Source organism: Ruegeria sp. B1 (genome assembly GCF_056535885.1).
Genome location: NZ_JBQFJA010000001.1, coordinates 886384 through 908742, shown reverse-complemented (window position 1 = coordinate 908742; position 22359 = coordinate 886384). Strand labels below are relative to the sequence as shown.

Sequence of the window (22359 nt, the reverse complement as noted above, 5' to 3'; positions counted from 1 at the left end):
TAGAGTGTCACCCATATCCTATTAACCGAATTTTCTTTTGATTTTGAAGAAAGAGGCGGCCATCCTGTTTTTCAAATCCCGTTGACAAACTACGGGATTTCATCACACTGAACCCAATTGATGGAATCGGTCAGCGAAACCGATCCGCTCGAGGCACAGTGGCAGTATCAAAATGGAAATAAAACGATTTACAGGATATCAGGCCGGTTCTCAGAAGTACGATCTTTTGACTGCAATCTCTGTTGCAGGATTGAATGGCACACCCGGCTTTCAATGTTCGATGATGCGGCTCATTGCGTTGATAACGGCCCGATACAACTGGCGCACTGATGAGCTAACGGTCGGGCAAAAAGAAATGGCCCGCCTCTGGTCCGTGGACGAACGAACCGTCAAGCGAGAGATAAAGCGATTGACGGATTCTAATATTCTTCTCCAGCTTAGGCCTGGGGTTAGAGGCCGCGTTGCAGCGTATCGACTCAACTACGCAGAAATTTATCGCCTGAGCGAACCGGTTTGGCAAAATGTTGGTTCTGATTTTGTATCGCGCATGGAGACACAAAGCCCAAAATCAACCGAAAAGGTTGTTCATGTTCAGTTTGGCCAAGAAAGACCTGCAGCTGTTGAACATGAAGGACAAGACCTTCAGGACCCGTGGGGCAGGGCGCTTCGGCGCCTATCAGAATCTGAAGCATTATTGTTTGAAAGCTGGTATCGCGAACTCAAATTTGTTGAAACGCAAGATCAAACGATCACCTTGCACGCACCCAGCAAGTTCATCGCGCAATATATTCAGTCTCACCATTTGAAACCTTTGCTTGGAGCGATCCAGCTCGAGTTTGGGCGAATTCATAAAGTGTTGTCTTGGCCCCCTAAAACTGTGCCACAGTTGGCTTAGTTTTGGAGACGGGATTGATGGCGCGGAAACGGTATTCGGACGAAGATATTCTGCGGCTTTTGCGCGAGATTGAGCTGGGCCTGGCATCTGGTTCGGATGTCGCGACGGCGTGCAGAACGGCTGGTGTCAGTGATGCGACCTATTACACATGGCGCAAGCGGTTTGGTGGGATGGGACGATCTGAGATGGCCAATCTGAAGGCGCTGCAGAAAGAGAATGATCGGCTCAAGAAAATCGTGGCTGAGCTTGAACTGGACAAACTCATTCTCAAGGAGAGCCTTGATTATCTAAAGCCAAAGGCCTGACGGCAGACCAGCTTCGTCAGGCCGTGGTCCACACCCGACAAAAGCTGGCAACCTCTGAACGGCGCACCTGTCGCGTGATTGGATTGGCGCGGAGCACGCTGCAATACCGCGCAGCGCCAAAGGATGATGAGGCGTTACGTCTGGCGATGATCCGATTGGCCAAACGGTATGGGCGCTACGGCTACCGCAAGGTCGCCGAGCTGCTGCGTGTCGAAGGCTGGGCAGTCAATCATAAAAGATCGAACGACTATGGCGCGAAGAAGGCTTGCAGCTCCCACAACGGCACAAGAAACGCAAACGGCTGTACCACAAGGACAGCTCGATCATCCGGCTCCGACCGCAACATCCCAATCACATCTGGAGCATTGACTTTGTCCACGACAAGCTGAGCAACGGACAGAGCTACAAGATGCTGACGGTGCTGGATGAGTATACCCGTGAGGCGCTCTGCGTAGCGGTCAAGCCGAAGATGAACAGCGCAGACGTGCTGGATGCGCTCTACCCACTCTTATTGCGGCACGGGAAGCCCGAACACATCCGTTCCGACAACGGCGCGGAGTTCATCGCAACGGCCCTGCAGACCTGGTTAAGAAAGGTGGGCATTAAGCCGATCCAAATCTACCCGGGATCACCTTGGGAGAATGGATACAACGAGCGCTTCAATGGCACTCTGCGCCGGGAAGTCCTCAACGCAGAATGGTTCCACACCACCAAACAGGCTCAGATCGTCATCAATACCTGGCTTAGACAGTACAATCGTGTCAGACCCCATCAGGCTCTAAACATGCGACCGCCCGTTCCAGAAACCTTGCTCAAAACTGGCCCATAGAATTGGGGCTGGACAGGGTTTGGTAGCAATCTTAGAGATCCAGGCCTGGCATTCTCGTAGTTAGCCCAAGCCGCTTTGAAGAAGACGGACTTATGGTGTGCAACCTGATCCAGCAAGTCGATCTGTTCGATAGCGCAAGAACGGGACTCGTGCGTGATCAACTGAGCCATGTCGTAATAGTGGCGCGACATACGGTCAGCCAGAGGTTTGGTGATGTCTTGATGATAGAGCATATGCAGGATCGTGGCTTTTTCCCAGAATGTGCGTTCAACACCCAAGACCTTCACATCAACGTCGCCCGCCCCCAACAGGTCTGGAAAGGCCTGATGCACATAAGGCGATATACTGCGGGACTCGGCTGGAAGGTGAACCCCACGGGCGCCAAATTCGAACCGTACCACCGGTTGGATGTAGCCGCTGGCCGCACTGGTCTCCGATGGATAGGCGAAAAGCAAGGTTTGGGCATCATTTGGATCGACTGACAGGGAAAAATGCTGATCCAGCGCGGCGCCAAACTTGACCTCGGTTTCTTTCAACAGCGGACCTGAGACTACCCTAGTGGCCGTATCCTGAAGCTCCTGCAGCAGTTGCTTTTGTTTTTTGCCGGAAAGGGCAGGGTGCTCGGGGTCACGTTCGCCCTCAAACCCGAGCTGCGCCCGGTCGAGAGACAGATCCACGTCTTCTGAGAACCGATGGATGATGTCATAGGCCTTGGATAGCGATGTCCCGCCCTTGAAGATCATGTGAGCGCCAAAAGAGGGCAGGGCGAATAGATGTTTCAGTGACCAACAGACCCAGAAATCCTTCTCGACGATTGCTTTGGACAAACCAAGCTTTGCGGCCGATTCCTGAAACGCCTCCTCACGGTTCTTTGGAGTATCGTTGGCAAACTGGTCCACGATCAGTTCCGCGCCACGATTTGCTGCACTACCGGGTGCATCCAGGCCGGTACATATCTACTTTGTTTTGCGAGCAATGCGCGGTCCTTAACATCCAGATTGCGGGCCAGCGTGTCGACAACACGGCTATCCACCCGGTCTTTGCCAACATAGCGTAACGCCTGAAATACGGCGCCTGTTTTCTGGCCTGCACCAACTAGTGTTTTGGATGATGCATTCCGGAACTGGATGACTTGTCGACCGACTTTCTTGGTGCGGGTCGGGCCGTCGGTCATATAAATCGGCTTAGACGGCACTTGGGTCGACAGCCCCAACTGGTTGGCTGCCATGGCAGGGGAGGGCTGTAGAACCTGGTTGTCTTTGCGTGCAATCGCTTTGGCTATGTCATCGGCTGACGGAGACAACAGCCCTAATCGGGCGCTCTTTCTCGGATAGTCATAAAGCCCACGCGTTAACCGTCGGATCATCCCTTGCTCCGCCAAACGCGACAATGCCTGATCCACGCTTGCGCGGGAGCCAATATCCAGAAAGTCGGTTGGCGCAAAGATTGCGCCCCGGCCTTTTCCAATGATGCGTTGTCTAATCGATGAGGTGATCATAGTTTTCTCCTTGTCAGAAAATATAGTACTTTTTTCTGACATTCAAGTTAGGGGAATATCTGGGTGTTTTTGTAAGTAGGGCGTATTCTGTTGAAAAACTCTGTCTTGATCGAAGGCCATCTGGCTGATTCAATTCTCTTATTGAATGGGAGTTTGGATGATGATGGGACCAAAACAGGAAACTCAGGCTGAGCTGTTCTATGAGTTCTCCCTGGAGGAACATGTCCCGGACAATCATCTGCTGCGGTCGATTGATCGATTTGTTGACCTGAGTAGTATTCGCAGTCATTTGGCGGATTTTTACAGTCATACTGGTCGCCCTTCCGTCGATCCCGAGTTGCTGATCCGCATGCTGCTGGTGGGCTATTGCTTTGGCATCCGGTCGGAACGGCGGTTGTGCGAAGAAGTGCACCTGAACCTTGCGTATCGCTGGTTCTGTCGCCTCGATCTGACTGATCGAGTGCCGGATCACTCTACCTTTTCCAAGAACCGCCATGGTCGGTTCCGCGAGAGTGAACTCTTGCGGCACGTGTTCGAAACGACAGTGGCGCGGTGCATCGCAGAAGGTTTGGTCAGCGGCCAGCGTATGGCGATTGATGCCAGCTTGATTGAGGCAGAAGCGACCAAGCAGTATTCAGCGTCACAAGAAGAATGGGATGCTGCACAGATCGATGCCAAGACCGCACCGCGCGCTGTTCGGGAATATCTGGAAACCCTGGATGAGGCCGCGTTTGGTGCTGCCTCGCCAGTCAAGCCTAAGTTCATTTCATATTCGGACCCTGCCAGCCAATGGACAGCGGCGCACAAGGCACCAGCCTTCTTTGCTTACTCTGATAACTACCTCGTTGATACAGATCACAGCGTGATTGTGGATGTGGAAGCGACCAGATCCATCCGGCAAGCCGAAGTGGGGTCGACAAAGACGATGCTGGACCGGGTGAAGGACAAGTTCGACCTCGTCCCCGACTGGATGATCGCCGATACCGCCTACGGCTCAGGCCCGATGCTCGGCTGGCTCGTGGATCGCAAGATCGATCCTTACATCCCGGTCATCGACAAGGCCGGACGCCCCGACGGCACCTGGACACGCACAGACTTCGAATGGGACGCTGAGCATGATCAATATATCTGCCCAGAGGGTCACGCGCTTAAACAGTTCCGCCGGAATTACTCTGATCCAAACCGGGGGCCGTCGGGCAAGGGCACAGCCCGCTATCGCGCCTTGAAAGAAGTCTGCCAGGTATGTCCGTCCAAACAAAGATGCTGCCCCAACGCTGATGCACGCAAAATCACCCGCGAAGAGCACGAAGATGCGCGCCAGGTCGCCAGAGATCTGGCCAAAACTGAAGAGTACCAGATTGCGATGAAGCTCAGAAAGAAAGTTGAGATGCTCTTCGCCCACCTCAAGCGCATCCTAGGCCTTGGACGGCTCCGATTACGTGGACCGTGCGGCGCAAATGACGAATTCCTCCTCGCCGCCACCGCCCAGAACCTCCGCAAATTGGCGAAAATCTTTCCCGCACCGCAGCAAACGCGAAACGCCTGACCAGAAAGGCGCTCGTGCCGTGCTCAGGTCACCCCATTCTGCGACTGCAACACGTTGTTTTTCAACAGAATCGGCGGGAAGCCGCCATTCGCTGCATCAGCGTGAAAACCAAGGCCGCGACAAGAAGCAGCCGTTTAATACGGTGATACTAGTTGCTTATGGTCGTTCTTTCTGGCTGTAAATCCAGGATTGTTTCCTGTTGGCAATTGCATATTAAGGTTGATTTCCAATGGGGTCTGTTTAGCGTCGGACGACGGGCTTTTTCATTCAGATCATTGATACCCACTCAAGGGGAGCGTCCCAAACGAAATGAAGACAGAAGACATCGCCAAGTTTGCGCAAACCTGTTTCCAAGGATCCCCGACAATTGTCCTTGGAAGTGGCGCCTCTATGCCACATGGATTGCCAAGTATGGGAGCACTGAGCGACTACCTGTGTGACAAGCTGGAAACAGTGGGCCAAGCCGAAGAGGACGCTTGGTTGTTGGTCCGGACGGCCTTGGAAAACGGTGATCATCTTGAAGCTGCGTTGGAGGGCAAGGCTTTGCCAGATACCCTGCTCGCGAAGATTGTCAGTTTGACTTGGCAATGTGTCAACGAGAAGGATACAGCGCTCTTGAGCCTTGCGGCGTCAAATGGCCAGGAGTTCGCCCTTGGGCATCTACTGTCCGGGATGTTCAACAGCACGTTGAATGAGATCCATGTTGTCACCACCAACTATGATCGTGTTGCAGAGTTTGCTTGCAATTCCAAAGGGGTGCTTTTTCAGACCGGCTTCGCTCCAGGCTATGTCCAGAAGTGGGAAAGCACCGGCGGCGTCAAATTCCGGCATGGGGCTAAAGCTTCGCGGGTCGTCAAGATCTGGAAGGTCCATGGCTCGCTAGACTGGTTCCGCACTGCAGATGAGCGAACCGTCGGACTGCCGGTTTTTGAATTGCCACCAGCCGAATACGCTCCTCTGATCGTTACCCCTGGGTTCAACAAATATGAGACAACCTCCCAAGACCCGTTCCGAACGATAATTAATGGTGCAGATGACGCACTGAAGACAGCGTCTGCGTTTCTTTGTATTGGATTTGGCTTCCGCGATCTACACATCCACCCAAAAATCATCGAGCGATGTCGGGAAAAAAACGTGCCAATCGTTGTGCTAGCCAGAACGCTAACCGATGAGGCCAAAGACTTTCTCAAGAGCAAAGCCGGCGCGAACTACATGGGAATCGAGATGTCCGGTGCCGGAAGCTTGGTCTACCGTCCTGAGGCACCCGATGGTGTCGAGGTAGCGACTGCTGATTTGTGGTCGCTTTCAGGTTTCAACAATTTAGTCCTCTAGGTAATGCACATGTCCATTTTCGATTTCGCAGACAATGAAGCCCTTGGAAGCGTGATTTCAGTAGATACCGCCGCAGCGACTATCCGCGTCGATGACCTCGACCGGCTCAAGCGTCTTCAGGTGAACCGTTTGGTGGTTCTCCAAAGCAGCAAACCTGGGCAACACTTGATCGGTGTGGTGGTGCGGATCACCAGGAAACCCGACAACCGCGATTTGGACGAGGCTGAGTTGGCCGACGAAGAGTTGATCCCGAACGAGAACAACCTCGTCAAGATCACACTTATCGGCACTTTGCTCGACAAAGTAGGGGAAGATGAGAACGTTTTCCGCCGTACGCTAGAAACCGTGCCGGAAATCGACGCCAATTGCTTCTCTCTGGAGGGCGAACGCCTCACCAATTTCATGCAGGTCATTTCCAACGTGAAAACGGACGGCCCAAAGCTGTCTTTGGGAAACTTCACGCTTGATGACGAGGCTATTGCCTATTTGAATGGCAACAAGCTGTTCCAACGCCACGCGGTGATCGTCGGGAGCACTGGATCGGGCAAGTCCTGGACTACGGCTCGATTGATGGATCAGATCGCGGAACTGCCACAGGCGAATGTGGTCTTGTTCGATATCCATGGTGAGTATCGACCGCTGAAAGGCGAGGCGTTCAAGCACCTGAGGATTGCGGGGCCTTCAGACATCGAGCACAAGCGCGGCTTGGATGACGGGGTATTGCATCTGCCATACTGGTTGTTGGGCTATGAGGCGCTGGTGTCCATGTTCGTTGACCGCAGTGACCAGAACGCACCAAACCAATCGATGATCATGACGCGCACTATCGTCGACGCAAAAAAGAGCACCCTAGATCCGGTCAAGCATAAAGAAATATTGGAGAATTTCACGATCGACAGCCCGGTGCCTTTCGACATCAATTCAGTGCTGCAGAACCTTAAAGACCTCGATGAAGAAATGGTGCTAGGCGCGAGGGGCGAAAAGCAGGGCCCCTATCATGGCAAGCTGAGCAGGTTGATCGGTCGCCTAGAAGCAAAAAGGCATGACCGTCGTCTGGCATTCCTGTTTCAGCCTCCCAACGAATGCATGGACATGGAGTGGCTGGAACGAATGGTTCATGCTATTTCAACCGGTCGCGGGGCTCAGGATGGCGATGAAGGCGGCATCAAGATTATAGACTTTTCAGAAGTGCCATCTGATGTACTGCCCTTGATGGTAAGTCTCTTGGCTCAAATTATTTTCTCTACGAGCCTCTGGACGAAATCTGACCAGCGGCATCCTATCGCAATCATGTGTGATGAGGCCCATCTGTACATACCAGAACGGATGAATGCCGACAGCTCTGACGCTGTTGCCGTTGAGATTTTTGAGCGGATCGCAAAAGAGGGCCGGAAATATGGTATAGGCCTTGTGGTTATCAGCCAGCGGCCATCCGAAGTGAACCGGACTGTTTTGAGCCAATGCAACAATGTTGTTGCCATGCGTTTGACCAATGGTGACGATCAGAGCGTGATAAAACGTCTTCTTCCTGACAGCCTTGGAAGTTTTGGTGACCTATTGCCTGTCTTGGATATCGGTGAAGCGCTGGTTGTCGGCGACGCGAGCCTTCTGCCAACGCGTGTTCGCATAGCTGAACCCAAGATGAAGCCAGACAGCCAGACTGTTGCCTTCTGGGATCGGTGGAATGATGCCGAGCCAAAATCAGACACTCCTAACTCCATCCGTTCTTGGCGGCGACAGAGCATGAACTGAGAATACTGGCAAGAAGGATGAGACGAGTTGAAATGCTATTTGGGAAAAGCACAAATGGTTCGCCGGACAGCAAAGCGACGGTAGGTCCTGCTCGAGCACATGACAGTTTCGTCTTGCATTGCGGATCTCCAAAAGTCATCGGGTTTCGCATTCGCGACGAATTACGGCAATGCGTGCTGCTACCGCCAAATCGATTATTGGTTGGTGAATGTCGGCTTTGGGCCGCCTTGGAAGACGGCCCGAATTTATCAGATTTCAATGGCCTCGGCGATTGCTAGCGCGTCCTCAAGTTCGACGCCTAGATACCGGACCGTGCTGTCCATTTTGGTGTGTCCAAGCAGAAGCTGAACCGCCCGCAAGTTGCCGGTCTTTTTGTAGATCTGGGTCACCTTTGTTCGCCTCATTGAATGCGTCCCATATGCGCTGGCTTCTAGACCGATCGATGTGACCCAATCTTGGACGATCCGTGCATATTGGCGTGTCGAGATATGAAGACGCTCATGGAAGCGACCCGGCCAAAGGTACTCCGAGCCGACCATGAGTTCATCCTCCATCCACTTCTCGACCGAGGTTCTTGTGCCTTCGGATATTTCAAAACGCACCGGTTTCTGCGTTTTGCTTTGCAACACGGAAGCCCGTTCTTTGATCTGGCCAGATGCCATAACGTCGACGACTTTCATCTTCACTAGGTCGCAACCTCTCAGCTTGCTGTCGATCGCCATGTTGAAAAATGCGAGGTCGCGATGATTTTCTGCCAATTCAAGTCGAACACGGATTGCCCAGACATGCTTTGGCTTCAGCGGCCGTTTCTGGCCAACGATACGTCCTTTGTTCCAGGCTGGACGAAGCGCGCGAATGGCCGGTAAGTTTGGTGTTTCCATGACTGATCCTCCGATCCGCCATGCCCTCCACACCGACAACCCGACGTTGACGAGGCACCATACCACGCGATCGATGCACTGCCTGCGAGATCGGCAGAGAGTCGATTTCGACAATGCTGTGCAAACTATGAATGGCCGCATTTCTGGTTTCAATGTTCAACAAGGCCGATTTAGAAGCTCGCTCCAATCAATGGATAAGTGATCGATTGAAGTGCAATCCGATAAGTGTTTTGAATAGCCATGACCTTCGAACAACTTCGTACTTTCCTTTGGGTTGCCCGCTTGGGCGGCTTCCGCAGAGCCTCAGACCGTCTGCATCTGTCACAGCCAGCGGTATCGACACGTATTTCCAATCTAGAAGACGAACTAGAAGCCAAGCTTTTCGAACGTGGGCCGGGCGAGCTTGTACTCACTAAGAAGGGCCAACAACTTTTGGGCTATGCTGAGCAACTTCTCTATGTCGAAGAAGAAATCAAAAACCGTGTTGCCAATCCAGCTGAGACAGAAGGCCTATTCAGGCTGGGAGCTTCAGAGACGATCGCGCAAGCATGGTTACCGTCCTTCATTCAGGCATTCAGTGCGCAGTTTCCCAGAGTGAATATTGACCTCACAGTAGACATTTCACTCAATCTCCGCGCGGCAATTCTGGAGCGCCGTCTCGACCTGGCGTTCTTGATGGGGCCGGTCTCTGAGTATTCGGTCAAAAATGTTGCTCTGCCAGCATTCGATCTTCATTGGTATAAGTCTAAGAATTTGGGTGAGGTTGATCTGGCCGAGATACCGATCATCTCATATTCAAGTCAGACCAGGCCATACCGTGAATTGACTTCGGAATTGGCAAGACGGGTAGGGCCCAAGTCTCGCGTTTTTACCTCAGCGTCTTTGTCGGCAAGTCTTAGAATGATTGCAGCGGGAATCGCAGTTGGACCACACCCGCGGATACTTGCAGTTCCCTACCTAAAGGCAAACGAAGTCGAAGAGTTTGACCCTGGATTCGTCCCACCCCCATTGGAATTCACGGCGTCATACCTTGCTGAACCACGAAGCTTTCTTATTGAAAACAGTGCGGAAATCGCCCGTGACGTCGCAACCACGTGGCATATGTCTCACCCCAAATAGTTCCAAAAAATCTATCACCATAGATAAATAATGATAATTTGTATGAATACTCTCTTTGTGTGAACCTTTGGTGACACGCACATGGAGAGAATATGTCTAGTCACCAGGCAGAAGAATTCGACGCATCGCTCCTATCGAGTCAAAGCATCCGACAACGTATTCGGGCGGGTTTACATGCGGAAAACACCGCAGGTCTCGCTCCAGGAAAGCTGCAATGCAATCTTGCCATTCTCCCTGAAGCTTATGCACTGGATTTTCTTCGGTTCTGTCAAAGGAATCCAAAACCATGCCCGGTCGTTGGTGTGAGCGAAACGGGCGATCCGATGCTGCATACCCTCGGGCAAGATATCGACATTCGTACTGACGTGCCGCGATACAGGGTATTCCGAGATGGCGAATTCTCTGAGGAAGTCACCGATATCGCTCATCTCTGGGCAGATGATCTTGTAACCATTGCCCTGGGCTGTTCTTTCACATTTGAAAACGCACTCATGCGGTCCAATATTCCAGTCCGTCATATTGAGATGGGACGGAATGTCCCGATGTTTCGGACCAATATCGATCTTGCGCCCGCTGGGCCCTTTGAGGGTCAAATGGTCGTGACGATGCGGCCTTTGCGCGAAGATCAGATCGAAGAAGCAAAAGCCATCAGCGCGAAGTATCCACAAGCCCATGGCGCCCCAATCGCCGTGGGCGATCCTTCATCCATTGGCGTTTCTGACCTAGCCCAACCCGACTACGGAGATCCGGTTGAAGTCAAACCCGGCGAAGTGCCGGTGTATTGGGCCTGCGGTGTGACGCCGCAAAACGTCCTTCGGGCTGCAAAGCTCCCCCTCTGCATCACTCACGCGCCCGGACACATGCTGATTACTGACGTGCCCGAAGATGCAGAGACAACAATCTATCAAGAACCAACCCAACAAGGAGTGAACACATGAAACGTACGCTGACCCTGCTGGCCGCAACCACGGCTCTTGCGGCACCCGCTTTCGCTGAAGACCTTTCGGTCGTCGGAAGCTGGTCGAGCCTGCCTTTGCACAAACAGTATGAAGCGCCTTTTTGGTCCGAGACTTTGCCCGGTGCCGGCGACTTCAATGTTGAGCTGACGACACACAACCAGATGGGTCTTGGACTGTCAGAGATTTACCCGCTTCTTGGCCAAGGCGTCTATGATGTCGCTATGACGGTTGCAGACTATGCCGTTGGCGATGCGCCTGAGCTTGAAGGTCTTGATGTACCGCTTCTTGCGCTGACCGCTGATGAAGCACGCGCTATGGTCGATGCTGCGCGCCCGATGGTGTCTGAGATCTACCGTGACCGTTTCAATGCGGAGGTCTTGGCAATCGCACCGTATCCGCCGCAGGTTGTTTTCTGCAACGCCGAGATCAACAGCTTTTCAGATCTGGAAGGTCTGAAAGTTCGCGCCTCTGGCCGCATGACCGCTCTTTTCCTCGAAGCTCTTGGTGCCGAAGGCGTCAACGTGTCTTTCTCTGAGGTTCCGGGCGCGCTTCAAAACGGCGTCGTGGACTGTGCTGTGACAGGGGCCGGCTCGGGATATTCTGCGGGTTGGTGGGAAGTCTCAACCCATCTTCTGCCAATTCCCTTGGGCGGCTGGGATCACGTTGTGACAGCCATGAACGCTGACAAGTGGGATGGCTTGAGCGCGGACGATCAAGCTCTGATCCGCGAACAGATTTCAGCTGGGTTTGAAGAGCCTGCCTGGGCCAGTGCACAAGACGCTCTTATCAACGACATCGCCTGTCTGACCGGCAACGGCGAATGTACAGCTGGTGACGCACGCGACATGGCGCTTGTAGAGATTTCCGACGCAGACTTTGAAAAGGCACGCGGCATTCTGATCGGTGAAGTGCTTCCAGATTGGGCAGAGCGTGCCGGTGGTGACTGGGCGTCTCGCTGGAATGAGTCGGTCGGCCAGGTTGTCGGTGTGACCATCGAATAATCACCGCGTTGGACTAGAGGACATTCAATATGGAACTGGCGTTGATCAACAGGCTCCGAAAGATCAATCATACAATAGCGATTGTGGTTGGCCTTGGCCTATTGGGAATGGCAGCCTTTGTGGTTGCAGATATTGCTCTTCGCCAGGTCCATGCGTCCTTTGGCGGATCTGAAGAGTTGGCAGGCTATGCGATGGCACTTGTCAGCTCATGGGGTATGGCCTTCGCTTTGTTGGAGCTGGGCCATATCCGCATCGACCTTTTGAGATCCCGCACGCAAGGTACTTTGCGCGCCCTCTTCGACGTTTTTTCAATGATCATCATGTCAGGGGTCGTGGTCACAATTGCCGTCAAATGCTGGCCGGTTGTGGAACGTGCGGTCGAAAACGGCAGCAGAGCAAACACACCCCTCGCAACTCCGCTTGCCTGGGTGCAAGTCCCTTGGTTCGCGGGTTGGGTCTGGTTTGCCATCATGGCGTGCCTCGTCACGCTCGCAGCAATCAGTCTGTTCGTGCGTGGCCGTGGAAGCGAAACAGAAAGCTTTATTGGCGCGTTTGCGGAACAGGATACCTTGAAATGATCACCTATGTTTCTGCAGGGCTGTTGGCACTGCTCGCCCTTTCGATACCCGTTGGCATCGTGCTTTTCCTACTGGGCTTTGGTATCGACCAGTTCTTCTCAAATTTCCCGCTCAGCCGAGCGTTGGGCAACATGGTCTGGTCTTCATCAAGTTCCGCCACATTGATCGCAATCCCGTTCTTTGTCCTTCTTGGTGAGATCCTGGTGCGTTCTGGCGTTGCGACCCGCACCTATGCCGCGCTGGATCGCTGGGTCAGTTGGCTGCCGGGTGGTCTGGTGCACGCCAATGTCGCGACTGCCACGATGTTTTCGGCCACATCGGGATCATCTGTTGCGACCGCAGCAACTGTCGCCACAGTAGCCATGCCTCAAGCGGAAAAACTGGGTTATGACCCCAAACTCTTTTCCGGTGCTATCGCTGCTGGTGGTACGCTTGGCATCATGATCCCGCCGTCGATCAACCTGATCGTCTACGGTTTCTTGACACAATCCTCGATCCCGCAACTGTTCCTGGCCGGTCTTATCCCGGGGCTTGGGTTGGCGCTGGCCTTTCTGGTGATTACAGCCATCCTCTGCACGATCCGCCCTGAATTGGGCGGGAACCGCCGGGTGTTCCCGTTCCTTCAAATGGCGCGCGCGCTCGTTGACCTTGTACCGATCCTGATCCTTTTTGCTCTTATTGTGGGGTCGATCTATCGCGGATGGGCCACACCAACTGAGGCCGCGGCCGTTGGCGTCGCAGGCGCATTGCTGATCGCGCTGGCTTTCGGTGGTGTGAACTGGACAATGATACGCGAAAGCCTGTTGGGCACAATCAAGGTCACGTCAATGATCATGCTGATCATAATCGGGGCGTCCTTTTTGAACTTCACGCTATCCTCTGCCGGGCTTGGCCGCGAGCTGACTACTTTCCTTGAAGGCCTGGGCCTCTCACCTCTCGGCTTTATCATGGTGGTCGTGCTCATCTACATCGTCTTGGGCTTCTTTATCGAAACCTTGTCGCTGATGGTCGTGACAATCCCAATCATCGTGCCGATGGTCCTGGCGCAGGGCTACGATGTGATCTGGTTCGGTATCTTGATGATTGTCCTGATCGAGATGGCATTGATCACCCCGCCGGTTGGGCTGAACCTCTACGTTGTCCAGGGCGCCAGAAAGTCAGGCAATCTGAACGAAGTCATGCTGGGGGCTCTGCCATATTGCCTGACCATGCTGGCAATGGCGTTCGCTTTGATCGCGTTCCCGCAAATTGCGCTCTGGCTACCAGCCGCCCTCGAATAACCAACAAACCAAACCGAATTAAACTAAATGCTGCGGCCAAACGGCGGCAAACGAAGGAGAACTGTCCGATGTGGCAATTTTGGGTAGATCGTGGTGGCACGTTCACAGACATTGTAGCGAAATCCCCAACCGGCGACTTAATGACTCACAAACTTTTGTCGGAGAACCCGGAAGTCTACAAAGATGCTGCGGTTCACGGTATTCGCGAATTGCTTGATCTCGAAGCAGATGCACCTGTGCCAAGCGGATTGATCGACGCTGTGAAAATGGGCACGACAGTCGCGACAAACGCGCTTTTGGAGCGCAAGGGCGAGCGGACAGTTCTGCTCATCACCAAAGGCATGAAAGACCTTCTGCGGATCGGGTATCAGAACCGTCCCAAGCTCTTTGATCTCAACATCCAACTGCCCGAGTTGCTCTACGAGGATGTCGTAGAGGTCGAGGAGCGACTGGACGCGCAAGGCAACATACTGTCACCACTCAATTGCACTGCCGCGCGCGAAGCTTTGTCGCGAGCCTATGGGAAGGGGTATCGGTCCGTCGCCATTGCGCTGATGCACAGCTACCGTTTTCCTGAGCATGAACAACGTCTGGGCGAAATGGCCAAGCAGGCCGGGTTTGATCAGATTTCCCTCAGTCACGAAGTCAGCCCTCTCATTAAGCTCGTGGGCCGAGGCGACACCGCTGTCGTCGATGCCTATCTCTCTCCGATTTTGCGCCGCTATGTCGGTCAGGTTGCCGACGCGCTTGGGGCGCATTCAGGCGGGTGTGAGCGGCTTATGTTTATGCAGTCCAACGGCGGCTTGACTGATGCGCGGCTCTTTCATGGCCGCGACGCCATTCTGTCCGGCCCCGCCGGAGGGGTGGTTGGTATGGTCCGGTCTGCAGCTGAGCTGGGCTTTGAAAAGCTGATTGGTTTTGACATGGGCGGCACATCCACCGACGTGTGTCACTATGCCGGGGAATTTGAGCGTTCGTTTGAAACTGAAGTTGCAGGCGTGCGGATGCGGGCCCCGATGATGTCCATCCATACTGTCGCGGCGGGTGGGGGCTCAATCCTGTCCTACCGGGACGGTCGGATGCAGGTCGGCCCGGAAAGCGCTGGTGCAAATCCAGGCCCTGCCGCATACCGCCGCGGGGGTCCACTGACTGTAACGGACTGCAACGTGCTTTTGGGCAAGTTGAACCCGGATCACTTCCCCCATGTCTTTGGCCCGAATGCCGATCAGCCGCTCGACAGGGATGCGGTGCGCCAGAAGTTTGAAGAACTTGCGGCAGAGATTGGCGATGGCAAATCGCCGGAAGAGCTTGCCGAAGGGTTCCTGCGCATCGCTGTTGAGAACATGGCCAATGCAATCAAGCAGATCAGCGTTCAGCGCGGCTATGACGTGACCAAATACACAATGAACTGCTTTGGCGGCGCGGGTGGTCAGCACGCCTGTCTTGTGGCCGACGCCTTGGGCATGGAAAGCATCTTTATACATCCCTTTGCTGGCGTTCTGTCTGCCTTTGGCATGGGGCTGGCAGATGTACGGGCGATGCGCGAACAGCAGTTTGAGCGGCCCCTCACAGATACCGGCGCGAACGACGCTCTTGATGACATGGCGCAAATCGCGGGAAACGAGGTGAAAGATCAGGGGATCGACCCAGTCGACATTACAATCTCTAAACGCGTGCAAATCCGCCCTCGTGATGCGCAGCAAAGCCTAGAAGTGGCCTTTGGCGCGTCATCGGACATGGAAGCGGATTTCGTTGCAGCGCATCAGCAGCGCTTTGGCTTCGCGCCAGATACCAGCGATTTGATCATTGACGTTCTGATCGTCGAAGCCATCGGCCAGACCGGCGAACAGGTGAGCCTGCCTGATCCACAAGACACCAAACTGGACAAGACGGCGGTCTCTGTCTGCTTTGATGGTAAATGGCAGGATGTCCCCTTGGTGAACCGCGCGAGCCTGGCACTGGGTCAATCCATTGAAGGACCCGCCATTCTGACCGAACCCACGGGCACCAACGTGGTTGAACCGGGTTGGCGCGCCACTTGTACCAAGGGGGGCAACCTGATCCTGGAACGGGCTGTGCCGATTGAGCGTGCCGAAGCGATAGGTACCTCGGTTGATCCGGTAATGCTCGAAGTGTTCAACAACCTCTTTATGTCCATTGCCGAGCAGATGGGGGCGACGCTGGCCAATACGGCTTATTCTGTGAACATCAAAGAGCGTCTGGATTTCTCCTGTGCCATCTTCGATCAAAACGGCGATTTGGTCGCCAACGCGCCGCATGTGCCGGTGCATTTGGGGTCCATGTCGGAAAGCGTGCGGACCGTTTTGCGCGAGAACGCGGGCAAAATCCGACCCGGCGACGTGTTTATGATGAACAACCCGTACAATGGTGGAACCCATCTGCCCGACGTCACGGTGATCACACCCGTTTTTGATGAAGATGGTCGAGACATCCTCTACACTGTCGCGTCGCGTGGGCATCACGCGGATATTGGGGGAAAAACACCCGGTTCGGCGCCACCCGACAGCCGTACAATTGAAGAAGAAGGCGTCGTGATCGACAACTTTCTTCTGGTGGAACAGGGGCAACTGCGGGGTCGAGAAACACGCGCGCTATTGGCCTCTGGCACATATCCGTGTCGGAACGTTGATCAGAACATGGCCGATCTTGCGGCGCAGATTGCAGCGAACGCCACCGGTGTTGCTGAGTTACAGAAGATCTCGCGACAGTTTGGGATTGAGGCGGTTCATGCCTATATGGGTCATGTTCAGGACAACGCTGAAGAAAGCGTTCGCCGTGTTCTGGATGTCCTGAAAGATGGCAAGTTTAGCTATCCGATGGACAGCGGCGCCAAGATCGAGGTCGAGATTCGCGTTGATCGGGCGAACCGGTCTGCAACAATCGACTTTACCGGCACCTCTGCTCAAAGCCCACTCAATTACAACGCGCCAATGGCGATCTGCCGGGCTGTTGTGCTCTATGTGTTTCGGACGCTTGTCGGCCGCGATATCCCAATGAATGAAGGGTGTCTCAAACCGCTAATGTTGATCGTGCCGGAAGGGTCTATGATCAATCCAACGGCCCCAGCGGCTGTGATCTCCGGAAACACAGAAGTGAGCCAATCCATCGCGGATACACTCTATGGCGCGCTTGGAGTCATTGCGGGCAGTCAAGGCACCATGAACAATTTCGTCTATGGCAACGACATCTACCAGAACTACGAGACGATCTGTGGAGGAACAGGAGCCGGAGACGGCTTTCATGGTACCAGCGCGGTACATAGTCATATGACGAACACGAGGATGACCGATCCTGAAGTTTTGGAAACGCGTTTCCCAGTTCAGGTCGATGAATTTTCCATTCGCCAGGGCTCTGGTGGCCTCGGGCGGTTCGTGGGTGGCAACGGGATTGTCCGGAGGCTGAAATTCAACGAAGCGATGACAGTGACGACCCTGAGTTCGCGCCGGAAAGTGCCGCCGCAAGGCACTCAAGATGGAGGCCCAGGAGCCACGGGAGAAAACTCTGTTCAGCGGGCAAACGGTGTTATTGAAATCCTTGAGGGTAACGACCAAGCGGAATTGGCACCGGGTGACACCTTCATCATGAAAACGCCCGGCGGCGGTGGTTTTGGGAACCCAGACCTATGAAGTTTCATCATTCAGGCTCTGAAATAGACCTTGCCGTCGAGCACCTTTACATCGCCGGCTGGACTGGTCGAAATGCCGATGCGGTGCAGCATCATATCAACGAGCTTGCCGAAATTGGCGTGGCACCCCCTAGCGAGGTGCCGCTCTACTACCGAGTTTCCAGCAGTCTTCTCGTTCATTCGGAAATTATCGAAGTGCTTGGTACCGAGACATCGGGCGAGGTTGAGCCACTCATCATACAAAGTGCTGGTGCCTTGTGGCTCGGATTGGCATCTGATCACACTGATCGCAGGTTGGAAACACATTCAGTCGCAGCTTCAAAGCAGATTTGCGCGAAGCCCGCCTCCAAGGACGTTTGGCGATTGTGCGACGTTGAAGCAGACTTGGACACCTTAATGCTGCGCTGCTCAATCAAAGAGGATGGAAGCTGGGTCAGCTATCAAAAAGGCACTCTCTCGAACATCTTACCGCTGCAAAAACTGATTAGCGGATCTGGCATGGGCGACAACTCAGCGATGCTCTGTGGGACTCTTGGCGCAATCGGCGGTGTCCGGGCTTCTCAATGCTACAGAATGGAACTGGAAGACCCGAAGCGAAACCGGCGGCTCACATTGGAATATTCGATCCGTTCGCTGCCCATAGTCCTTTAGAAGAAGCAGTACGAGGAACTGCATTTTCAATGCCTAGTAAGTGGTTCTGATGTCTGACGTCAGCGCGAATGGGACAGTTTAGGTCGATTTGATAAGAGAGGGTTTCTGGCTCATCGTAACCGCCAAGGAGTGGATCTATGGACGCCCCCTGCGCAAGGTGTTTTTTGTGATGATGTTGACGGCATTGGATGCGTGAATCTATCCGGCCTTTGATTGAAGCATCTTTGCTCCTGGCCTCGATGGGATCCGCTGGTTTCAGTGCCTTCCAAGATGACCGGCCTTTCCTGGCCACCACTCCTTACAGGCTGTGAATTGCGGCCCCTGCCGTTACACCATCGTCTCGTCACCTCGCATTCTTAGAGCGCCAGTACTTTCCGGGCTGCCCGCTACGCCGCTTTGTAGCCTTCTCCGCTCCGCAAAATCGCCCAGGCAATGCGTGCTGTCTTGTTGGCGATAGCCACGAGCGTTTTGTTGTGACCTGCGCGTGCCAGCAAGCCCTGCGCCCATCTCGCGCGTTGATCATCACGATTGGCGATCCTGATCAGGACGGACCGGGCGCCGTGGATGAGCTGGCGCCGCAGGTATTGGTTGCCTCGTTTGCCTATGCCACCAAGCCGGGGCTTGCCGCCCGTCGTATATTGTCTGGGAACCAAGCCTATCCATGCCGCGAGTGCCCGGCCAGACGAAAAGTGTCGACCGTCATCAACGGCAGCGATCAAGGCGGTGGCGATCACAGGCCCGACGCCGGGGAGGGTTGCAAGACGTTTGCACCGCTCATCGGTCCGGCAGATCGCGATTAGCTTACGGTCGAGCTCAGCGACGTGTTTGTCCAACGCTTCGAATTCGGCGATAAGTGCGTTGAAGTTTTCCGTTGCCAGCGCTGACAACTTGGCCTCAGCGACGGCGTTTCTGATATCCTTTCGGAACCGAAAGGCACCGACTGGAATGACAACGCCATACTCCCCCAGAAGGCCCCGAATGTGATTAATCAATCCGGTCCGTTGTGTGATGAGACGATCACGTGTTCGATGCAGCATCTGCAAATCCTGTTGCTCCGTCGTCTTCACTGGGACAAATCGCATAGTCGGGCGCAGTGCGGCCTCATAGATCGCCTCGGCATCAACAGCGTCGTTCTTGGAGCCTTTGACAAACGGCATTACGAACCGCGGATGAACGAGGCGCACGGCATAGCCTTGCGCCTCAAACTGTCTGCCCCAGTGATGAGCGCTGGCACAAGCCTCCATGGCGACTGTTTCCGGGGAATACTCCTGAACGGCAGCGGCGAGTTTTGATCTGGTCACCTTCTTCGAGATTACCTCGCCCTCATTGGTGATTCCGTGGATGTGAAACGACTGTTTGCCTAAATCAATCGCAAGTAACTGCATTCTGTGAACTCCTTCTGCTTGATACGTCTGCCGAAAACTATCGGCATCGGTGCAAGGGGCGTCCATTCCATAAGATGAGACAGAAACCCGGAACCAAGCAGAGCCACGGTGAGAAGGTCGTAAAGAACATTCGCCGTGCGACCCGCAAACAGTACTCCGCAGAAGAGAAGATCAGGATCGTGCTGGACGGCCTAAAAGGCGAGGACAGCATCGCAGAGCTGTGCCGTCGTGAGAGCATCGCGCAGAGCCTTTATTACAGCTGGTCCAAGGAATTCCTGGAAGCCGGCAAGAAACGTCTGGCAGGCGACACGGCCCGCGCGGCAACTTCCACCGAAGTGAAGGATCTGAGACGGGAAGCCCGTGACCTGAAGGAGGTGGTTGCCGAACAGGCTCTTGAACTGCGGTTGCTCAAAAAAAGCATGATCGCGGATGGGGACGACGACGAATGAGATATCCCGCATCCGAAAAACTGGAAGTCATCCGCTTGGTTGAGCAATCGCATCTGCCGACCAAGCGCACTTTGGAGAAGCTGGGCATTCCGAAGACCACCTTCTATCGCTGGTACGACCGGTATCTGTCGGGTGGTCCTGAGGCGCTTGAGGATCGTAGTCCCAAGCCCTCACGGGTCTGGAACCGCATTCCGCAGCCAATGCGTGAGAAGATCAAGGACCTGGCACTGAAGGAAAGTGAGCTTTCCCCGCGTGAGTTAGCTGTTCGCTTCACCGACACAGAAAAGTACTTTGTGTCAGAGGCTTCGGTCTATCGCATCCTCAAGTCTTACGATCTGATCACCAGCCCGGCTTATATGGTTTTGTCGGCCGCAGACGAGTTCCAGGACAAGACCACACGACCGAACCAGCTCTGGCAGACCGACTTTACCTATCTGAAGGTGATCGGCTGGGGCTGGTTCTATCTCAGCACGATCCTGGACGATTACAGCCGATACATCATCGCCTGGAAGCTTTGCACGACGATGAAGACCAAGGATGTGACCGACACACTGGACCTCGCTTTGCACGCCTCAGGCTGTGATCAGGCAACGGTGCTGCACAAACCACGCCTGCTCAGCGACAACGGGTCCAGCTACATCTCTGGTGAGCTTGCCGAATGGCTGACAGATCAGAAAATGGATCATGTTCGAGGGGCGCCATACCATCCGCAAACTCAGGGAAAGATCGAGCGCTGGCACCAGACTCTCAAGAACCGCATCTTATTGGAAAACTACTATCTGCCCGGTGACCTTCAGCAGCAGATCGATGCTTTCGTCGATCACTACAATCACCGGCGCTACCACGAAAGCTTACAAAACCTCACGCCCGCCGATGTCTACTTCGGACGCGGGCAGACCATTCTAAAACAACGAGAAAGGATCAAACGAAAGACCATCGAAACCCGGCGCTTGCTTCACCGCAAATCCGCCGCATAATCACAACAACCAGATGAGCCAGATCCTCTCTTAGCTCAGGCGGCCATCTGTCCCAAAACCCCTGACAACGGACACGCATGACCTTCGGGACAGATGTACTGATCGTTCCCGGCGTCCCATTCGAAGTCTGCACGGGTCCAGGTTCCATCGTTGCGCCCGGATTTATCAAAGACAGGAATGTGTGGCGCGATCTTGCGGTCGACCAGCCATCCAAGAAGTGGCCCGGTGCCGTAAGCGGTGTCGGCGATCAGCCGTTCTGGATGCAGATCGAACTTGTCCTCTACCCGGTCCAGCATGGTTTTGGTTGATCTGACCTCAGCTTGTCGGATGGACCGTGTGGCTTCCACATCGACGATGACGCCATGGTCCGTGTCGATCAGATAGTTGTCGGAATAGCTAAAGAATGCTGGACCCTTACGGGCCGCCGTCCATTGGCTGGCAGGATCAGAATGAGAGGTGAACTTTGGTTGCACCTCGCTGGCGGCACCGAACGCAGCTTCATCTAATGTATTGAGATACTCGCGAACGGCGCGAGGGGCATCGGTCGGGTCGATGTCGGAGGCGCACCATTCTTCTTTGGGTGTCGAATTCCGCTTGTTGGCATCCGCCTCGATCAGACTGGCATCAATTGCCAGGCGCTGGCCGCTGACCAAACCTTCTGCGATGCAACGCGCAACAGTGGCCTCGAACAGATGACGCAGCAGCTCACTCTCACGGAACCGGCCATGCCGGTTTTTGGAGAACGTCGAATGGTCAGGCACGCGGTCAGTCAGATCGAGACGACAGAACCAGCGATAGGCCAGGTTCAAATGCACCTCTTCACAAAGCCGCCGTTCGGATCGGATGCCGAAGCAATACCCCACAAGCAGCATACGGATCAGCAGTTCCGGATCGATGGATGGTCGACCGGTGTGGCTGTAGAAGTCTGCCAGATAGGCGCGGATGCCATCCAGATCGACAAAGCGATCAATCGAGCGCAGCAGGTGGTCTTGGGGAACATGATCCTCAAGAGAGAATTCGTAGAACAACGCCGCCTGCGCTTCCTGCTTCGGCCCCATCATCGCTCAGTCCTCCCATCCTCGGGGAGAATTGAATCAGCGACCGACGTCTCGATCAAGCAGGAGTTTTTCAACGAAATAAGCCCAATGTGCTCAATATTTTGTACTTGATTGGGCTTGCTAGTTGCACAGAGCTTCAACAATATCACGGCATGAAGAGCTGGCACCGTTTTGACGATGACGACATCGTTGAGGTTGGAAATCATACTTGGAAGTTT

At 54.3% G+C, this 22359-nt stretch carries 16 protein-coding genes and 2 pseudogenes; 13 read left to right on the top strand and 5 right to left on the bottom strand.

Features of this window, described 5'->3' with window-relative positions:
- Positions 1–172: 172 nt before the first annotated feature.
- Both ACR3ES_RS04340 and ACR3ES_RS04335 read left to right on the top strand, forming a co-directional pair.
- Positions 173–895 carry a DnaA N-terminal domain-containing protein gene (locus tag ACR3ES_RS04340; protein WP_480424900.1) on the top strand — a complete coding sequence of 241 codons (723 nt, stop codon included), beginning with the start codon at positions 173–175 and terminating at the stop codon, positions 893–895.
- A 17-nt stretch (positions 896–912) separates the two neighbouring features.
- Positions 913–2029: pseudogene (locus ACR3ES_RS04335) on the top strand (IS3 family transposase).
- On the opposite strand, the gene ACR3ES_RS04330 reads toward ACR3ES_RS04335, so the two are convergent.
- The gene (locus ACR3ES_RS04330) at positions 1972–2928 is read right to left on the bottom strand and encodes a nucleotidyl transferase AbiEii/AbiGii toxin family protein (RefSeq protein WP_480424899.1); all 957 of its coding nucleotides are present in this window, start codon (positions 2926–2928) and stop codon (positions 1972–1974) included. The pseudogene ACR3ES_RS04335 and the gene ACR3ES_RS04330 sit on opposite strands and share 58 nt — an antisense overlap.
- 2 nt (positions 2929–2930) lie before the next feature.
- Positions 2931–3527 carry a DUF6088 family protein gene (locus ACR3ES_RS04325; protein ID WP_480424898.1) on the bottom strand — a complete coding sequence of 199 codons (597 nt, stop codon included), beginning with the start codon at positions 3525–3527 and terminating at the stop codon, positions 2931–2933.
- Between the two features lie 160 nt (positions 3528–3687).
- Between ACR3ES_RS04325 and ACR3ES_RS04320 the strand changes: the two genes are divergently transcribed.
- The 3 genes from ACR3ES_RS04320 (at position 3688) to ACR3ES_RS04310 (ending at position 8157) form a co-directional block, all read left to right on the top strand.
- Complete coding sequence (locus tag ACR3ES_RS04320; protein WP_480434638.1) at positions 3688–5073, top strand: IS1182 family transposase; 1386 nt, start codon at positions 3688–3690, stop codon at positions 5071–5073.
- Between the two features lie 309 nt (positions 5074–5382).
- A complete protein-coding gene (locus tag ACR3ES_RS04315) occupies positions 5383–6405 on the top strand; it encodes an SIR2 family protein (protein WP_480424897.1) in 1023 nt (340 codons plus the stop codon).
- A gap of 213 nt (positions 6406–6618) precedes the next feature.
- Positions 6619–8157: an ATP-binding protein gene (locus ACR3ES_RS04310; RefSeq protein WP_480634692.1), complete on the top strand. Its 1539-nt coding sequence runs from the start codon at positions 6619–6621 to the stop codon at positions 8155–8157.
- Between the two features lie 248 nt (positions 8158–8405).
- Here ACR3ES_RS04310 and ACR3ES_RS04305 read toward each other — a convergent pair whose 3' ends face one another.
- Positions 8406–9038 carry a tyrosine-type recombinase/integrase gene (locus ACR3ES_RS04305; RefSeq protein ID WP_480424894.1) on the bottom strand — a complete coding sequence of 211 codons (633 nt, stop codon included), beginning with the start codon at positions 9036–9038 and terminating at the stop codon, positions 8406–8408.
- Between the two features lie 240 nt (positions 9039–9278).
- On the opposite strand from ACR3ES_RS04305, the gene ACR3ES_RS04300 reads away from it, so the two are divergent.
- From ACR3ES_RS04300 to ACR3ES_RS04270, 7 genes are all read left to right on the top strand, one after another.
- The gene (locus ACR3ES_RS04300; RefSeq protein ID WP_480424892.1) at positions 9279–10157 is read left to right on the top strand and encodes a LysR family transcriptional regulator; all 879 of its coding nucleotides are present in this window, start codon (positions 9279–9281) and stop codon (positions 10155–10157) included.
- A gap of 92 nt (positions 10158–10249) precedes the next feature.
- The gene (locus ACR3ES_RS04295; protein WP_480424890.1) at positions 10250–11095 is read left to right on the top strand and encodes a putative hydro-lyase; all 846 of its coding nucleotides are present in this window, start codon (positions 10250–10252) and stop codon (positions 11093–11095) included.
- Positions 11092–12117, top strand: coding sequence for a TRAP transporter substrate-binding protein (locus ACR3ES_RS04290; RefSeq protein ID WP_480424888.1), 1026 nt, complete (start codon positions 11092–11094; stop codon positions 12115–12117). Before ACR3ES_RS04295 ends, ACR3ES_RS04290 begins: the two co-directional genes overlap by 4 nt.
- 29 nt (positions 12118–12146) lie before the next feature.
- Positions 12147–12695 (top strand): TRAP transporter small permease subunit, encoded by a 549-nt coding sequence (locus ACR3ES_RS04285; RefSeq protein WP_480424886.1) that lies wholly within the window; start codon positions 12147–12149, stop codon positions 12693–12695.
- Entirely contained in the window at positions 12692–13975 is a 1284-nt protein-coding gene (locus ACR3ES_RS04280; RefSeq protein WP_480424885.1) for a TRAP transporter large permease, read from the top strand. The genes ACR3ES_RS04285 and ACR3ES_RS04280 overlap by 4 nt, the downstream gene beginning before the upstream one ends.
- A gap of 68 nt (positions 13976–14043) precedes the next feature.
- A complete protein-coding gene (locus tag ACR3ES_RS04275; protein WP_480424884.1) occupies positions 14044–17622 on the top strand; it encodes a hydantoinase B/oxoprolinase family protein in 3579 nt (1192 codons plus the stop codon).
- Positions 17619–18272: a DUF2848 domain-containing protein gene (locus ACR3ES_RS04270; RefSeq protein ID WP_480424883.1), complete on the top strand. Its 654-nt coding sequence runs from the start codon at positions 17619–17621 to the stop codon at positions 18270–18272. Before ACR3ES_RS04275 ends, ACR3ES_RS04270 begins: the two co-directional genes overlap by 4 nt.
- Before the next feature lie 386 nt (positions 18273–18658).
- Here ACR3ES_RS04270 and ACR3ES_RS04265 read toward each other — a convergent pair whose 3' ends face one another.
- A complete protein-coding gene (locus ACR3ES_RS04265; RefSeq protein ID WP_170438367.1) occupies positions 18659–19657 on the bottom strand; it encodes an IS110 family RNA-guided transposase in 999 nt (332 codons plus the stop codon).
- Between the two features lie 74 nt (positions 19658–19731).
- Here ACR3ES_RS04265 and ACR3ES_RS04260 point away from each other — a divergent pair.
- Positions 19732–21083 (top strand): IS3 family transposase gene (locus ACR3ES_RS04260; RefSeq protein WP_480424882.1). Its coding sequence is split into 2 segments (ribosomal slippage): positions 19732–20068 and positions 20068–21083, totalling 1353 coding nucleotides; the frame shifts between segments, so codons are not numbered across the junction.
- A gap of 77 nt (positions 21084–21160) precedes the next feature.
- Here ACR3ES_RS04260 and ACR3ES_RS04255 read toward each other — a convergent pair.
- Positions 21161–22144, bottom strand: a pseudogene (locus ACR3ES_RS04255) (transposase); the annotation flags it as partial.
- Positions 22145–22359: the final 215 nt, after the last annotated feature.

Coding starts and splice junctions, on each gene's coding strand:
- ACR3ES_RS04340 (WP_480424900.1), top strand. CDS start 173: ATGGAAATAAAACGATTTACAGGATATCAGGCCGGTTCTCAGAAGTAC.
- ACR3ES_RS04325 (WP_480424898.1), bottom strand. CDS start 3,527: ATGATCACCTCATCGATTAGACAACGCATCATTGGAAAAGGCCGGGGC.
- ACR3ES_RS04320 (WP_480434638.1), top strand. CDS start 3,688: ATGATGGGACCAAAACAGGAAACTCAGGCTGAGCTGTTCTATGAGTTC.
- ACR3ES_RS04315 (WP_480424897.1), top strand. CDS start 5,383: ATGAAGACAGAAGACATCGCCAAGTTTGCGCAAACCTGTTTCCAAGGA.
- ACR3ES_RS04305 (WP_480424894.1), bottom strand. CDS start 9,038: ATGGAAACACCAAACTTACCGGCCATTCGCGCGCTTCGTCCAGCCTGG.
- ACR3ES_RS04300 (WP_480424892.1), top strand. CDS start 9,279: ATGACCTTCGAACAACTTCGTACTTTCCTTTGGGTTGCCCGCTTGGGC.
- ACR3ES_RS04295 (WP_480424890.1), top strand. CDS start 10,250: ATGTCTAGTCACCAGGCAGAAGAATTCGACGCATCGCTCCTATCGAGT.
- ACR3ES_RS04290 (WP_480424888.1), top strand. CDS start 11,092: ATGAAACGTACGCTGACCCTGCTGGCCGCAACCACGGCTCTTGCGGCA.
- ACR3ES_RS04285 (WP_480424886.1), top strand. CDS start 12,147: ATGGAACTGGCGTTGATCAACAGGCTCCGAAAGATCAATCATACAATA.
- ACR3ES_RS04280 (WP_480424885.1), top strand. CDS start 12,692: ATGATCACCTATGTTTCTGCAGGGCTGTTGGCACTGCTCGCCCTTTCG.
- ACR3ES_RS04275 (WP_480424884.1), top strand. CDS start 14,044: ATGTGGCAATTTTGGGTAGATCGTGGTGGCACGTTCACAGACATTGTA.
- ACR3ES_RS04270 (WP_480424883.1), top strand. CDS start 17,619: ATGAAGTTTCATCATTCAGGCTCTGAAATAGACCTTGCCGTCGAGCAC.
- ACR3ES_RS04265 (WP_170438367.1), bottom strand. CDS start 19,657: ATGCAGTTACTTGCGATTGATTTAGGCAAACAGTCGTTTCACATCCAC.